The following is a 14,649-nucleotide window of genomic DNA, read 5'->3' on the forward strand; positions in this document are numbered from 1 at the left end:
GCCAAGCTACCGCGGAGAGAGCGCCTGCGGACCGCAGCGACGCGCGACGCATGCGCGCAGCTGAGCTCATCGGCGAACGCCAGATCCAGATCGGCGAGATCGACGCGCCGTCCGCGCCGGCACCTGACGAAGTCCAAGTGCGCTTGCGCGCCGTCGCCCTCAACCACATCGACGTCTGGAGCTGGCGCGGCATGGCGTTCGCCAAACGCGCGCTTCCGATCGTGCTCGGTGCCGAGGCGGCCGGCGAGGTTGTTGCGACGGGTTCCGCCGTCACGGGCTTGGCGACGGGTGACCTCGTCGCTGTCTACGGTGCAAAGACCTGCGGCACGTGTGGTCCTTGTCGCGAAGGACGCGACAACTTCTGCGACGGGCCCGCTCCCATGTATGGCTTTCATACCGACGGCTTCCTGCGCGAGCGCGTGAACATTCCGGCAAGGCTCGCGGTGAAGGCGCCGGATGGTCTCCCTGCCGAAGCGGCCGCGTGCGCGCCGATCACGTTCGGAACGGTCGAGCACATGCTGTTCGAGAACGCGGGGCTTCAACGCGGCGAGACCGTACTCGTCCACGCCGGCGGCAGTGGAATTGGCACCGCCGCCATTCAGCTCGCCAAGGCGGCGGGAGCCACGGTCATCACCACCGTAGGAAGCGACGAGAAGGCCCAAAGGGCGCGCGCACTCGGCGCGGACCACGTCATCAACTACAAGCAAGAGCGGTTCGAGGGCCGGGTCCGCAGAATTACGGAGCGCCGCGGCGTCGATGTCGTGTTCGAGCATACCGGTCCCGACACATGGGCCGGCAGCCTGTTGTCGCTCAAGCGCGGTGGACGCCTCGTCACCTGCGGCTCGACGACGGGTGTCGCCGCTAAGACCAATCTCTACACGCTCTTCCAGCAGCAGCTGCGTCTGATCGGCAGCTTCGGCTGCCGCATGGGCAGCATGCGCAGCGTCATGGACAAAATGGCCCAAGGCCTCGTGCGCCCGGTCATCGATACGACGCTTCGTCTCGACGAGATCGCAACTGGTCTCAAGCGGCTCGAAGACCGCGACGTATTCGGCAAGATCATCATAAACCTCTAACCGGAGCATCGGGGCAATGCCGCGAAGCACTAACGAGGTCTGGGTCACAGGGATCGGGCTGGTGAGCTCGCTGGGCGAGGATGGTGCTGCCCATGTCGTCGACCCATCACCGCCCGGAGGTCACCGCCCGATCGTCGACGACGTCCGCTACGCGCCGTACTGTGTCCATCCCCTGGCGCCGCTTGACTACGCGAAGCAGATTCCGAAAAACAGCGACCAGAGGCAGATGGAGGCGTGGCAGCGGATCGGCGTCTACGCCGCCGGCCTCGCCTTGGCTGACGCAGGCATCGCTGGCAAACCCGATCTCCTCGACTGCACCCACCTCGTCGTTGCGGCCGGCAGCGGAGAGCGCGACACCAAGGTCGATTGCGAGGTGCTCGACAAGCTCGCGGACGGCAACGACAGCACCGTTCTCGCCAAGGAGGTGTTGCCCAGCACGCTGCGGCCAACACTGTTCCTGGCGCAGCTCTCCAACATGCTCGCCGGCAATATCTCGATCGTGCACGGCGTCACGGCCTCATCGCGCACCTTCATGGGCGAGGAGATCGCGGGTCTCACCGCCGTCGAGAATGCCGTGAGGCGCATCAAGGCAGGCCAGGCGGAGCTGGTCCTCGTCGGCGGCGCGTTGAATGCAGAGCGTGAGGATCTCCTGCTGGGCTATGAGCTCGGGCACAACCTGTGGCGGGGCCCGCACGCCGGAGTCTGGGATCGCCGCTCGGGCGGAGGCGGATTCATACCGGGTAGCGTGGGTGCCTTCCTCATGCTGGAGTCGGGCGCCCATGCCAGGGTGCGCGGTGCAGCGCCATATGCGCGCATCGTCGACGTCGTGACCGACTGCTGCAGGCGCATCGACGGCGATGTGGCACGCACGCTGATGACGATGTTCGAGACGGTTCGCGCACTGCTGCCCAAGGGCACCCTTCCGGTGCTCAGCGGGGCGAGCGGTGTAGAGCCGGCGACCAGCGAGGAGATCGAGTTCTTCGATTACCTGCAGGGGCACAACATCGAACCGATCGTTCGTGCCTATGGCAGTCTGCTCGGCCACGGTGTGGAGGCACATTTCCCCACCGGGTTGGCGATGGCCGCGCTCGCGGCAAGGCACGGGTCGCTGCCGGCGCCCCTCGATGGATCGGGAATAGAGCGGCCATTTGCCGGCACGGTCGAGCGCGTTCTCGTGACCGGCACAGGGCATTGGCGCGGGGAAGGGCTCGCGCTCGTCGAGGCGATCGCTTGAGGAAACAATGAGCAACTACCGCGACGATAGGGGACGCCCGCTGGTCGCCGTCACCGGCACTGGAGTGGTGACATCGCTTGGCATCGGCAAGACGGACAACTGGGCGGCCCTGACCGCGGGCAGCTCTGGGATCAAGAAGATCTCGCGCTTTGCGACCGACGGATTGCGCACGACGATTGCCGGCACCGTCGACTTTCTCGCTCCCCAGCCTCGGTCGGCGCCGGCACTTTCGGTCGAGATGGCACTGTGCGCAGCGCAGGAGGCGCTCGGCGAGGCTGCTATAGGATCCTCGGGGAGCTTTCCTGGTCCGCTCTTTCTCGCCACGCCCCCGGCGGAACTCGAGTGGCCGCAGCGCAAGGCGCTCTATGATACCCCTTCAGTCGCGGATCTATCCGGGTACAAGCGGCTCGTCGCCGCGGCGCGAGATGGCGATTGGCGCGACTTCGGTTCCCTCTTCCAGTTCGCCAGCGTTGCCGACCACATCGCCGCAAGCCTCGGAACCCGCGGGCTGCCCATCTCGGTGTCCACCGCGTGCGCATCGGGCGCGACGGCGATACAGCTCGGTGTCGAGGCGATACGTCGTGGCGAAACGGAGGTGGCTCTCTGCATTGGAACGGACACCTCGGTTCAGATCGAGGCCCTGATCCGATTTTCACTGCTTTCCGCGTTGTCGACCAGGAACGAGCCCGCCGACCGAGCCTCGCGACCGTTCTCGAAGGATCGCGATGGATTTGTCATGGCCGAGGGAGCGGCCGCTTTGGTTCTGGAGTCCTACCAGTCGGCCAAGGCGCGGGGCGCCTCTATCTTGGGATTCGTGCGCGGCTGCGGCGAGAAGGCGGACACCTATCACCGCACGCGGTCGAAGCCGGACGGGACAGCGATCATTGGCGCCATCCGCAATGCATTGGACGATGCCGGCGTCGACCCCGACGAGATCGACTACATCAATGCCCATGGCACGAGCACGCCGGAGAACGACAAGATGGAGTACATCTCGCTCAAGGCGGTGCTCGGCGAGCATCTGGCGGCAACGCCAATCAGCTCCAACAAGTCGATGATCGGCCACACGCTATCGGCCGCCGGAGCCATCGAGGCCGTGTTTTCCCTGCTGACGATCAGGAACGGCACGCTGCCGCCGACGATCAACTATGCTCTGCCCGATCCGGAAATCCCGCTTGACGTTGTTGCCAACGTCTCGCGTCCGGCGAGCGTGCACACGGTGCTCTCCAACTCGTTCGGGTTCGGCGGCCAGAACGTCTCATTGGTGCTCGCGGCGCCTTGAGCGGATAGGCAGCGATGCCGTGCGCGGCGCGGCGATACGCCTGGTTCCGCGGATATTCGCTCATTGCGCCGTTGTCGCGGTATGGAGTAGTGGCGTGGGGCCCGCTGCGCACTGACAGCCGACAGCGGACGCCATCAACATGTCGCAGCGGCATGAGCGCCACGGTTAACCCGGGTCAAGCATCACACGTGCCCACCAGGGGGATCGTGATCGACGCGACCGCCGCCTCCCCGAACGGCGGGGTCGCGGCTCTATGCGGCCCCGTGCAGCGTCCACGCCGATTTCGCCGTCCATTGACGTAGGTCAACATTTTTAATGTTGGAGCAGGCAAACTACGCGCGGGCTCGTGAGAGCGAAGGCGGAAATCTCACAGCTGTCCCGCGGGCGGCAGGAGGAGGCAAATGACCGTGAGCGCCAATTCGGTGGATCAGCGCAAGGCGGACGCTACCTGGCTGCAGCAATGGTCAACGGACGATAGCGCCTTCTGGGAGGCGCGCGGCAAGCGCCTTGCCTGGCGAACCCTCGGCATCACGACGGTCGATCTCACCCTGGCCTTCATCGTCTGGTTCGTCGTCTCGGCACTCGTCGTGCGGCTACCGGCGGCCGGATTTGCCCTGACGACCACGCAGCTATTCTGGCTCGCGGCCTTGCCTGGCCTTGCGGGGGGCCTGATGCGCATGGCGCATACGTTCCTCGTCCCGCTCTTTGGAACGCGCCACGTCGTAGCCTTCGCCACGCTTTCGCTGCTCGTCCCCGCGGTCGGATGGTACTTCGCCGTCCAGGACCCGACGACGCCCTATTGGGTGCTGCTCCTGCTCGCCTTCCTCGCCGGCCTCGGCGGGGGGAATTTCTCGTCCTTCATGCCCTCGACCAGCCTGTTCTTCCCCAAGCACCTACAAGGCACGGCTCTCGCGATCCAGGCCGGGGTCGGTAATTTCGGCGTCTCCATCGTGCAGTTCGTCACGCCTTGGATCATCGGCTTTGCGCTTGCCGGATCGCTGCTCGGCGAGCCGCAGATTGCCGGCCCCGCACCTGAAGCCGCCAGTCCGATCTGGCTGCAGAACGCCACCGCCATCTACGTGCCCTTCATCGTAGTGTTCGGCATTGCCTCCTGGGTGATGCTGCGCAGTGTGCCCGTGCGCGCCAACTTCGGCGAGCAGCTCGACATCTTCGGGATGAAGCACGGCCTGTTCATGACGTTTCTCTATGTAGGCACCTTCGGCACCTTCTCGGGCCTGGCTGCGACGTTCCCGCTGCTCATCCAGAAGCTCTACGGCGGCATGCCTGGCGCGCCCGACCCGCTGGCCTATGCTTTCCTCGGCCCGCTCGTCGGCTCGGCGGCCCGCATCTTCGCCGGTCCCCTTGCCGACAGACTTGGCGGCGCGCGCGTCACGCAATGGTCCTTCATCGGCCTCCTTGTGTCGGCCATCGCCATTACGTTCTTTACCGCCCCGACCTCGATGGCCGAGTTCCCCTACTTCGTCGCCGTCATGCTCATGCTGTTCTTCTTCGCTGGCGTCGGCAACGCGTCGACATTCAAGCAGATGCCGATGATCTTTCCGCCGCGCCAAGCCGCCGGGGTGATCGGCTGGACAAGCGCCATGGCCGCGTTCGGCCCATTCGCCTGCGGGCTTATGCTCGGCTACGCGCTTGATTGGTTCGGCTCGTTCAACCCATTCTTCTACTGGGCCGCCCTCTTCTATCTCGTCTGTGCGGCAATCAACTGGTGGTACTACGCGCGCAAGGGCGCGGAGAAGCCTTGCTGATGCTCACCGGCCCCCATCGGAGCAGACCATGAGCCACTTCCTCGATCGCCTCACGTTCTTCAACCGCGTCGTCGACGAGTTTGCCGACGGCCACGGCGTCGTAACCCGCGAGGATCGGCGTTGGGAGGACGGCTACCGCAAGCGCTGGCAGCACGACAAGATTGTGCGTTCCACGCACGGCGCCAACTGCACCGGCTCGTGCTCGTGGAAGATCTACGTCAAGGGCGGCATCGTCACCTGGGAGACGCAGCAGACCGATTACCCGCGCACACGCCCGGAGCTGCCAAACCACGAGCCGCGGGGCTGCGCTCGCGGCGCCAGCTACTCCTGGTATCTCTACTCGGGCAACCGAGCGAAGTACCCACTGGTGCGCTCGCGCCTGTTGAAGCTGTGGCGCGAGGCGAGGGCCGTGCGCACGCCGGTTGCCGCCTGGGCGTCCATCGTCGAGAGCCCCGAGAAGCGGGCTGCCTATACGAAGAAGCGCGGCCTCGGTGGCTTTGTGCGCGCCACCTGGGACGAGGTGACGGAGATCATCGCCGCCGCCAATGCCTATACGGCGAAGACGTACGGCCCCGACCGCATTTGCGGCTTCTCGCCGATCCCGGCGATGTCGATGGTGAGCTACGCCGCCGGCGCGCGCTATCTCTCGCTGCTCGGGGGCGTGTGCCTGTCGTTCTACGACTGGTACTGCGACCTCCCGCCTGCCTCCCCGCAAACCTGGGGCGAGCAGACCGACGTGCCGGAATCGGCCGATTGGTACAATTCGGGCTTTCTCATCCTGTGGGGGTCGAACGTCCCGCAGACGCGCACGCCCGACGCCCACTTCTATACCGAGGCCCGCTATCGCGGTGCCAAGAGCGTCGTCATATGCCCCGACTATTCCGAGGCATCAAAGTTTGCCGATCTCTGGATCTCGGTGAAGCAGGGAACCGACTCCGCGCTGGCGATGGCCATGGGCCACGTCATCGTGCGCGAATGCTACGTCGATAGAAAGGTCGCCTACTTCGAGGACTACGTCCGTCAATACACCGACATGCCGATGCTGGTGCGGTTGGTGAAGCAGGGTTCCAACCTCGTCCCTGACCGGCTGTTGCGCGCCTCCGATTTCGCAGGCGCGCTCGGCGAAACCAACAATCCGGAGTGGAAGACCGTGGCCTATGACGAGGCTTCGGGCGCGATCGTGGTGCCGCACGGCTCGGTCGGCTTCCGCTGGGGCGAGAAGGGCAAATGGAACCTGGAGGAGAAGGAGGCGTCCGGACGCACCACCAAACTGCGGTTGACGCTCGATGATGTCAGGGACGAGTACGCCGAGGTCGCCTTCCCTTACTTCGGCAATGCCGAGCACGATCATTTCACGGGCACCGATCACGCCAGCGTATTGCCGCGTCGCGTACCGGTGAAAAGGATTGCGCTTGCCGACGGCGAGGCCCTCGTCGCCAGTGTGTTCGATCTCTTCGTCGCCAACTACGGCGTCGACCGCGGTTTCGGCGGCGGCAACGTTGCTAAGTCCTACGACGACAACGAGCCCTACACGCCAGCCTGGGCGGAAAAGATAACCGGCGTGCCGCGCGACCAGATCATCACCGTCGCCCGCGAGTTCGCGCTCAACGCCGAAAAGACCCGCGGTCGCTCGATGATCATCATCGGTGCGGCGATGAACCACTGGTACCACATGGACATGAACTACCGCGGCGTCATCAACATGCTGGTGATGTGCGGTTGCGTCGGCCAGTCGGGCGGTGGCTGGTCGCACTATGTTGGCCAGGAAAAGCTGCGGCCGCAATCGGGCTGGCTGCCTCTGGCGTTCGGGCTCGACTGGGGGCGTCCGCCGCGCCAGCAGAACGCGACCTCGTTCTTCTACGCGCACACCGATCAATGGCGCTACGAGACGCTGGACGTGAAGGAGATTCTCTCGCCCACCGCGCCGCCGGGACCGTGGGACGGCGCCATCATCGACTACAACGTCCGCGCCGAGCGCATGGGCTGGCTGCCGTCCGCGCCACAGCTCGAGCAGAACCCCCTGGCGGTTGCGGCAAAGGCAGCCGAGAAAGGTCTCGAGCCAAAGGACTACGTGGCGGACGCTTTGAAGTCCGGCGCGCTCAAGCTTTCCTGCGAGGACCCCGACAAGCCGGTCAACTGGCCACGCAACCTTTTCGTCTGGCGCTCCAATCTGCTCGGCTCGTCGGGCAAGGGGCACGAGTACTTCCTGAAGCACCTTCTCGGCACGACGCATGGCGTCATGGGCAAGGACCTCGGCGCCACGGGCAAGCAGAAGCCGCTCGATGTCACCTGGCACGAGGAGGCGCCGGAAGGGAAGCTCGACTTGCTGGTGACGCTCGACTTCCGCATGTCGACCACCTGCGTTTACTCCGACATCGTTCTGCCAACCGCCACCTGGTACGAGAAGAACGATCTCAACACGTCCGACATGCACCCGTTCATTCACCCGCTGACCGGCGCGGTCGATCCGGTGTGGGAGTGCCGCAGCGACTGGGAGATCTACAAATCGATCGCTCGGAAGTTCTCCGAGGTTGCTCCTGAGGTTCTGGGCGTCGAGAAGGATGTCGTGCTGACACCGATCATGCACGACACGGCCGGCGAGATCGCGCAGGCGCTCGACGTCAAGGATTGGAAGAAGGGCGAAGTGGCGCCGATCCCCGGCAAGACCATGCCGCAAGTGACCGTGGTCGAGCGCGACTATCCCAACCTCTACAAGCGCTTCACCTCCCTCGGCCCGTTGATGGCCAAGCTCGGCAACGGCGGCAAGGGCATGAGCTGGAACACGGAGCACGAGGTCGAGCTCTTAAAGAAACTCAACGGCATCATCACCGAGGAAGGGCCCACCAAGGGCGCGGCGCGCATCGACACCGACATCGATGCCGCCGAAGTGCTGCTCATGCTCGCCCCGGAGACTAACGGCGAGGTGGCGGTCAAAGCCTGGGCCTCGCTCGGCACCTTCACCGGCCGTGACCACACGCACCTCGCGATCGGGAAGGAGGACGACAAGATACGCTTCCGCGACGTCGTAGCCCAGCCGCGCAAGATCATCTCCTCGCCGATATGGTCGGGGCTCGAGTCGGAGAAGGTCTGCTACAACGCCGGCTACACGAACGTGCATGAGCTGATCCCCTGGCGCACGCTCACCGGGCGCCAGCAGCTCTATCAGGATCACTTGTGGATGCGCGCCTTCGGCGAGGGCTTCTGTGCCTACCGGCCGCCGATCGACACCAAGACCATTAAGCCCGTGCTCGATCGCAAGCCGAACGGCAACAAGTCGGTCGTGCTCAACTTCATCACGCCGCACCAGAAGTGGGGCATTCACTCCACCTATACCGACAATCTCCTGATGCTTACGCTGTCTCGCGGCGGCCCCATCGTGTGGATCAGCGAGGTGGATGCCAGGAAGGCGGGGATTGTCGACAACGACTGGATCGAGGCCTTCAACACCAACGGCGCGCTCGTGGCTCGTGCGGTTGTCTCCCAGCGCGTCAAGGAAGGCATGTGCATGATGTACCACGCGCAGGAGAAGATCGTGAACGTGCCCGGGTCCGAGCAGACGGGCCAGCGCGGCGGCATTCACAACTCGGTTACGCGCGCGGTCTTGAAGCCTACCCACATGATCGGCGGGTACGCACAACAGTCCTACGGCTTCAACTACTACGGCACCGTGGGATCGAACCGCGACGAGTTCGTCATCGTGCGCAAGATGAGCGCCGTCGATTGGCTCGATGAACCGACCGCCGACCAGCCAGAACCGCTCCCTGTCGCGCCCGCGCCGAAGATGGAGGCCGCCGAATGAAGATCCGCGCGCAAATCGCGATGGTGCTGAACCTCGACAAGTGCATCGGGTGTCACACCTGCTCTGTCACCTGCAAGAACGTGTGGACCAGCCGCGAAGGCATGGAATACGCCTGGTTCAACAACGTCGAGACCAAGCCCGGCGTCGGCTACCCCAAGGATTGGGAGAACCAGGAGCGCTGGAACGGCGGCTGGGTGAGGAAGAAGAACGGCAACATCGAGCCGAAGATCGGCGCCAAGTGGCGCGTGCTCGCCAATATCTTCGCCAATCCCGATCTGCCAGAGATCGACGACTACTACGAACCGTTCACCTTCGACTACGAGCACCTGCAGAAGGCGCCGGAACTGTCGGCCTTCCCGACCGCGCGCCCGCGCTCGCTGATCACCGGCAATCGCATGGAGAAGATCAACTGGGGCCCGAACTGGGAAGAGATTCTCGGCGGTGAATTCGTGAAGCGCTCGGCCGACTACAACTTCGACGAGGTACAGAAGGAAATCTACGGCGAGTTCGAAAACACCTTTATGATGTACTTGCCGCGGCTGTGCGAGCACTGCCTCAATCCGGCTTGCGTCGCGGCCTGTCCCTCTGGCGCCATCTATAAGCGCGAGGAGGACGGCATCGTCCTCATCGATCAGGACAAATGCCGCGGCTGGCGCATGTGCGTGTCGGGCTGCCCCTACAAGAAGATCTATTACAATTGGTCGAGCGGAAAGTCGGAGAAGTGCATCCTCTGCTATCCGCGCATCGAGGCCGGCCAGCCGACGGTGTGCTCGGAAACGTGTGTCGGGCGCATCCGCTATCTCGGCGTCGTGCTCTACGACGCAGACCGCATCGAGGAGGCGGCGAGCGTCGCCGACGAGCAGGATCTCTATGAAGCGCAGCTCGGTGTTTTTCTCGATCCGCACGATCCTCGCGTCATCGCCCAGGCGCGCGCCGAGGGCGTACCGGAGGACTGGCTCGAGGCGGCGAAGCGCTCCCCGATCTGGAAGATGGCTATGGAGTGGAAGGTCGCCTTCCCACTGCATCCTGAGTACCGCACGCTGCCGATGGTGTGGTACGTGCCGCCGCTGTCGCCGATTCAATCCGCGGCAGCCGCCGGCAAGATCGGCCACGACGGCGAAATGCCCGACGTGCGCTCCCTGCGCATCCCGCTTAAATATCTGGCGAACCTGCTGACCGCCGGCCAGGAGGCCCCCGTAGCCCAGGCGCTCGAGCGCATGCTCGCCATGCGCGCCTATATGCGCGCCAAGACCATCGACGGCATGACCGACGAGGGCATCGCCCGCCGTGTCGGGCTGACGAGCGGACAGATCGATGAGATGTATCAGGTGATGGCGATCGCCAATTACGAGGACCGCTTCGTGATCCCGACCGCGCACCGCGAGCTCGGCGAGGACGCCTACGACCTGCGCGGCTCGTGTGGCTTCTCGTTCGGCAACGGCTGCTCGGGCGGAACTACGGAGACAAACCTGTTCGGCACTCCGAAACGTGCCAGGACCCCGATGGAGGTCGCATGACGACCAGAACCTTCAAGGTGCTCTCGGCTCTACTGAGCTATCCGACGGCAGAGTTGCAGGGCGCGGCAGGCGAGCTGCAAACGGTGCTCGACGAGGAGGGGCTCGTTCCCATCGCGCAGCGAGATGATCTCGCCCTGCTGATCGAGGAGCTCGCCGGCAGCGATCTCTACGATCTCGAGGAGCGCTACGTGCTGCTGTTCGATCGCACCCGCTCGCTGTCGCTGCACCTCTTCGAGCATGTGCACGGGGAAGGCCGCGACCGGGGCCAAGCCATGGTCGACCTGAAGAGCCTCTACGAGAAGGAAGGACTGTGCATCGGCACCAGAGACCTGCCCGACTTCCTGCCCGTGTTTCTCGAGTTCCTGTCGCTGCGGCCGCGCGCGGAAGCCTTCGAGTTGCTCGCGCAGCCGGCCCACATCTTTTGCGCCCTCGCCGAGCGCCTCCACAAGCGCCAATCGCCGTACGAACCCGTATTCCGCGTTCTGGTTGCGCTGGCCGCCGCTCCACCGAGCCGCGAGGCCGTCTCCGAATTGCTCAAGGAAGCCGACCCCGATGCCATGGACCTCGCGGCGCTCGACGCCGCTTGGGAGGACGAGCCGGTGACGTTCGGTCCGGGCTCGGGTTCTGGCTGCAAGGACGAGTTGATCGCCCGCATTCGCGCCGGCCGACGCCCCGCACCGGGCATCGCCAACGCGCCGGCAAAGCGCCCCGAAATTTCGCGGCCGTGAGGAAACCGCCATGACCGAAACTCTCGATCACATCGTCTTTGGTTGGTACCCCTATCTCTGCCTGACGGTCTTCCTGCTCGGAAGCTTGCTACGCTTCGACTACGAGCAGTACACGTGGCGCTCCGGCTCCAGTCAGCTCCTGCGCCGCCGTCAGCTGATGTGGGGGTCGAACCTCTTTCACTTCGGCATCCTCGTCATCTTCCTCGGGCATTTCGTCGGCCTGCTGACGCCTATCTGGGTGTTCGACGCCATCGGCATCTCGCACGGCTTCAAACAGTGGATGGCGATCGTCGTCGGCGGCGTTGCCGCCGTTGCCTGCCTCATCGGTATTACGCTGCTCGTGCATCGCCGGCTTTTCGACGCGCGCATCCGCAAGACATCGTCGTTCGGGGATATCGCCGTTCTGCTGCTGCTCTACGCGCAATTGTTGCTTGGGTTGGCTACGATTCCCGTCTCGCTGAACCATCTCGATGGCGGCGAGATGGTTCGCTTCATGAGCTGGGCGCAGGGGGTCCTCACGCTGCAGCCGGGCATCTCCGCCTACGTCGCCGACGTGAACCCAATCTTCAAGCTGCATCTGTTCCTCGGCATGACGATCTTCCTCGTCTTCCCCTTCACACGGCTCGTGCACATCTGGAGTGCGCCGGTCTGGTATCTCGGCCGGCGTGGCTACCAAGTCGTGCGCACGCGCGGTGCACCCCGGACGCGGGCGGCAATGCCCCAGCTGGAAGCGGCGGAGTGAGTAGCATGGGTTGCTCGCTTCATTCCGACCTTGCCAAGGCGCCGCGCCCGACCGTCAAGGTCAATGGCGTCGCCATTCGTCACGATGCGATTTCGCGCGAGGCGCAGAACCATCCCGCCCCGACGCCCGCATCCGCATGGATGGCCGCGGCACAGGCGCTCGTGGTGCGCGAGCTGCTGCTGCAGGAGGCCGGGCGGCTTGAGCTGACGCCCGAACCTACCGCTGACGCCCAGGGTCGGCGGGAAACCGACGAGGACGCGCTCATTCGCCAGTTGCTAGAAACAGCGATCAAGATCCCTGATGCCGACCCCGACACGTGCCGGCGGTACTACGAGCGCAACCGCAGCCGCTTTTCCGCCCCGACGATCTACGAAGCCGCGCACATCCTCATCGCCGCGCCACGCCGCGATGCCGGCTTGTTCAAGAAAGCAACTGCAAAGGCAGAAGAGCTGATTGCGGCCCTGAAGCAGTCACCCGATGCATTTGCCGGTCTCGCACGCCAGCATTCAGGTTGTCCGTCGGGCGCCCAAGGCGGCGCCCTCGGCCAGATAACACCGGGCCAAACGACACCCGAATTCGAGGCGGCGCTGTGCACGCTCGATGAAGGTGAAATCACGGACGAGCCTGTCGCCACCCGCTACGGGGTTCACATCATACGGCTCGACCGCCGCATCGAGGGCAAGGAGCTGCCCTTCGAGTTGGTGAAGCAAAAGATCTCCGAGTATCTGCGCACGGCGGCCACCACCCGGGCGCATACCCTTTACGTGCGCATGCTCGCCGAGAAAGCTCAGATCGAAGGGCTGCAACTTGAGGCTGGACCGGGGCGCGCGAGCACACAGGTGCACCAATGACGCTTGGCGATTTGATCGGCCGCTTGACAGAGGACGGCGTGGCGGAAGAAGCGATCGCGGCGCTGGGAAATCCTTCGCTGCTGTCACGCACCACATCCGCCGGACATGCCGCCGGGATGTCGACCGGCGCCTTTGCGGCCCGCTGTGTCCACGCGTTCGCCAATACGGCCGGCGACGAGGCTTGGCTCGCACTCATGGGACGCTGCCAGGGTCGGGAGGATCCAGGCTTGGCTGCCCTCGCCTACATTCTCGAGACGACGCTTCCGCGCCAGTAGATAATGGCGCTCACCATTCTCGGAAGTGCAGCATAGGGCTCAGTCGCAACGATCAAGGTAGATCTTCAGCGCGGCGGCATTGTTATGCTTCAGCTCGCGAGCGGAAGACAGAAGTGTCACAGTCGTTCGGGTCGCAATCTCGCGGAGATGTCCACCACCTCCGGCTTGCCTTCCAGCTCACCAAAGTAACGGCGGCAGAACTCTCTCCATCGCGTTGAGTCGTGCCCGTACCAGCGGCGCAGATCGTGACGGCGCGACGTCGGACAGCCATTCATGAATGCGAGCGGACTCCCTCGACATGCCGCGTGGCCAAACTCTATCGACTAAGGCGCGGTGCCCATCGCTCTTGGATGCGGACTCATAGACGCGTTTGATCTTGATCATGCGGCGACCCTCGCGAGCAGCCGGTAGGCGGCCCAAGCACTCATCGCAGCGCTCTTTCAACGTTTCGAGCGAGGTCCAAGCCTACGACCGTTTCGAGCCCGTTGGCGCCATGGAAATTGGCGCCGTCAAGATCCGCTCCGGTAAGGTCGGCCGCGGCAAGCGTGGCGCCAAAGAAGTTCGTCTTCGACAGATCAGCGCCGCGCAGGTTGGCCCCCGTCAGGTCGGCATTCGTAAATTTCGCAAAGGTTAACAAGGAGTTGGAAAGATTGGCGCCGACAAGCACAGCGGCGGAGAAGTCGCAGGCGATCAAGGACGTCCTTCGGGCCGCGGCATTCTGCGTGCCATCGCCATAGGGATGGAGTTGCGCGCCTTGCATATCCGCACCGCGGAAGTCGGCCCCATCGAGCCGAGCAACAAGGCGAGCATGGGAAAGATCGGCGCCGGCGAATCGCGGCGCATCTACCCGACTGAACGTGGCGCTCGACGCTGCGTGCGGCAGGCGCATCACGGCGCCGCTGAGGTTCGCATGCGAGAAATCCGCACCGATGATCCTCGCCCGATCCAAGAGGGCCCCGGAGAGATCGACATTGCGCAGGTTGGCCTGCGAGAGGTCGGCTGCATAGAGATTGGCGCCTGTCAGCCGGGCGCCCTTAAAGTCGAGCCCGCTCAGATCGAGAAAGCTCAAATCGCGACCGGCAAGCGTAACGATCCTACCTGGCTGCTCATTCACAAGCATTTGGGTGATCTCGCGGACTGTCACGTCCGCCGCGCCAAGTGGTCGGGCAGCTAGTAGCGAGGTGACGAGCACCGTGCCCAGGATAGGAATTCGGAACATATTCGTTCGATGGACCTGCATCCATCCCCACAAAACCTTCCCCGTCCGATCCCGAAGCTGAACCCCCCATTGCACCGGCTGAGCCTAGTCGCCGAGCCTCGCGAGGCCCCTTAACCTACGTCAATTCGGGTGCCATTGGGATGAGAGCCGGCGACGCCAG

At 64.3% G+C, this 14,649-nt stretch carries 11 protein-coding genes and 1 pseudogene; 10 read left to right on the forward strand and 2 right to left on the reverse strand.

Going from position 1 to position 14,649, the window contains the following annotated elements:
- The first annotated feature begins 50 nt into the window (after window positions 1-50).
- From F9K20_RS03850 to F9K20_RS03895, 10 genes are all read left to right on the forward strand, one after another.
- Complete coding sequence (locus F9K20_RS03850) at window positions 51-1,076, forward strand: zinc-binding dehydrogenase (RefSeq protein ID WP_290997529.1); 1,026 nt, start codon at window positions 51-53, stop codon at window positions 1,074-1,076.
- A 16-nt stretch (window positions 1,077-1,092) separates the two neighbouring features.
- Complete coding sequence (locus F9K20_RS03855; RefSeq protein ID WP_290997530.1) at window positions 1,093-2,310, forward strand: beta-ketoacyl-ACP synthase; 1,218 nt, start codon at window positions 1,093-1,095, stop codon at window positions 2,308-2,310.
- A 7-nt stretch (window positions 2,311-2,317) separates the two neighbouring features.
- Complete coding sequence (locus F9K20_RS03860; RefSeq protein ID WP_290997532.1) at window positions 2,318-3,592, forward strand: beta-ketoacyl-ACP synthase; 1,275 nt, start codon at window positions 2,318-2,320, stop codon at window positions 3,590-3,592.
- 401 nt (window positions 3,593-3,993) lie between these two features.
- Complete coding sequence (locus F9K20_RS03865) at window positions 3,994-5,358, forward strand: MFS transporter (RefSeq protein ID WP_290997534.1); 1,365 nt, start codon at window positions 3,994-3,996, stop codon at window positions 5,356-5,358.
- Between the two features lie 28 nt (window positions 5,359-5,386).
- On the forward strand, window positions 5,387-9,157 hold the full coding sequence (locus tag F9K20_RS03870; RefSeq protein ID WP_290997536.1) for a nitrate reductase subunit alpha: 3,771 nt from the start codon (window positions 5,387-5,389) through the stop codon (window positions 9,155-9,157).
- Window positions 9,154-10,674: a nitrate reductase subunit beta gene (gene narH, locus F9K20_RS03875; protein ID WP_290997538.1), complete on the forward strand. Its 1,521-nt coding sequence runs from the start codon at window positions 9,154-9,156 to the stop codon at window positions 10,672-10,674. The genes F9K20_RS03870 and narH overlap by 4 nt, the downstream gene beginning before the upstream one ends.
- Window positions 10,671-11,402 carry a nitrate reductase molybdenum cofactor assembly chaperone gene (gene narJ / locus F9K20_RS03880; RefSeq protein ID WP_290997540.1) on the forward strand — a complete coding sequence of 244 codons (732 nt, stop codon included), beginning with the start codon at window positions 10,671-10,673 and terminating at the stop codon, window positions 11,400-11,402. Before narH ends, narJ begins: the two co-directional genes overlap by 4 nt.
- Window positions 11,403-11,412: 10 nt before the next feature.
- Window positions 11,413-12,144, forward strand: a complete 732-nt coding sequence (narI, locus tag F9K20_RS03885) for a respiratory nitrate reductase subunit gamma (protein ID WP_290997542.1) — start codon at window positions 11,413-11,415, stop codon at window positions 12,142-12,144.
- Between the two features lie 5 nt (window positions 12,145-12,149).
- Window positions 12,150-12,995, forward strand: coding sequence for a peptidylprolyl isomerase (locus tag F9K20_RS03890; protein WP_290997544.1), 846 nt, complete (start codon window positions 12,150-12,152; stop codon window positions 12,993-12,995).
- The gene (locus F9K20_RS03895) at window positions 12,992-13,270 is read left to right on the forward strand and encodes a hypothetical protein (protein ID WP_290997546.1); all 279 of its coding nucleotides are present in this window, start codon (window positions 12,992-12,994) and stop codon (window positions 13,268-13,270) included. The genes F9K20_RS03890 and F9K20_RS03895 overlap by 4 nt, the downstream gene beginning before the upstream one ends.
- Before the next feature lie 116 nt (window positions 13,271-13,386).
- Here the strand turns inward: F9K20_RS03895 and F9K20_RS21245 are convergent.
- Both F9K20_RS21245 and F9K20_RS03910 read right to left on the reverse strand, forming a co-directional pair.
- Window positions 13,387-13,654 (reverse strand): annotated as a pseudogene (locus tag F9K20_RS21245) (DUF488 domain-containing protein).
- A 40-nt stretch (window positions 13,655-13,694) separates the two neighbouring features.
- Window positions 13,695-14,510 (reverse strand): pentapeptide repeat-containing protein, encoded by an 816-nt coding sequence (locus tag F9K20_RS03910; protein ID WP_290997550.1) that lies wholly within the window; start codon window positions 14,508-14,510, stop codon window positions 13,695-13,697.
- Between the last annotated feature and the right edge of the window lie 139 nt (window positions 14,511-14,649).

Source organism: Hyphomicrobium sp. (assembly GCF_009026145.1).
Classification (GTDB): Bacteria; Pseudomonadota; Alphaproteobacteria; order Rhizobiales; family Hyphomicrobiaceae; genus Hyphomicrobium_A.

What these genes read in the sequence shown, in the direction of transcription:
- F9K20_RS03910 (WP_290997550.1), bottom strand. Translation starts at nt 14,510, where the DNA reads ATGCAGGTCCATCGAACGAATATGTTCCGAATTCCTATCCTGGGCACG.
- F9K20_RS03865 (WP_290997534.1), top strand. Translation starts at nt 3,994, where the DNA reads ATGACCGTGAGCGCCAATTCGGTGGATCAGCGCAAGGCGGACGCTACC.
- narJ (WP_290997540.1), top strand. Translation starts at nt 10,671, where the DNA reads ATGACGACCAGAACCTTCAAGGTGCTCTCGGCTCTACTGAGCTATCCG.
- F9K20_RS03890 (WP_290997544.1), top strand. Translation starts at nt 12,150, where the DNA reads ATGGGTTGCTCGCTTCATTCCGACCTTGCCAAGGCGCCGCGCCCGACC.
- narH (WP_290997538.1), top strand. Translation starts at nt 9,154, where the DNA reads ATGAAGATCCGCGCGCAAATCGCGATGGTGCTGAACCTCGACAAGTGC.
- narI (WP_290997542.1), top strand. Translation starts at nt 11,413, where the DNA reads ATGACCGAAACTCTCGATCACATCGTCTTTGGTTGGTACCCCTATCTC.
- F9K20_RS03850 (WP_290997529.1), top strand. Translation starts at nt 51, where the DNA reads ATGCGCGCAGCTGAGCTCATCGGCGAACGCCAGATCCAGATCGGCGAG.
- F9K20_RS03855 (WP_290997530.1), top strand. Translation starts at nt 1,093, where the DNA reads ATGCCGCGAAGCACTAACGAGGTCTGGGTCACAGGGATCGGGCTGGTG.
- F9K20_RS03870 (WP_290997536.1), top strand. Translation starts at nt 5,387, where the DNA reads ATGAGCCACTTCCTCGATCGCCTCACGTTCTTCAACCGCGTCGTCGAC.
- F9K20_RS03895 (WP_290997546.1), top strand. Translation starts at nt 12,992, where the DNA reads ATGACGCTTGGCGATTTGATCGGCCGCTTGACAGAGGACGGCGTGGCG.
- F9K20_RS03860 (WP_290997532.1), top strand. Translation starts at nt 2,318, where the DNA reads ATGAGCAACTACCGCGACGATAGGGGACGCCCGCTGGTCGCCGTCACC.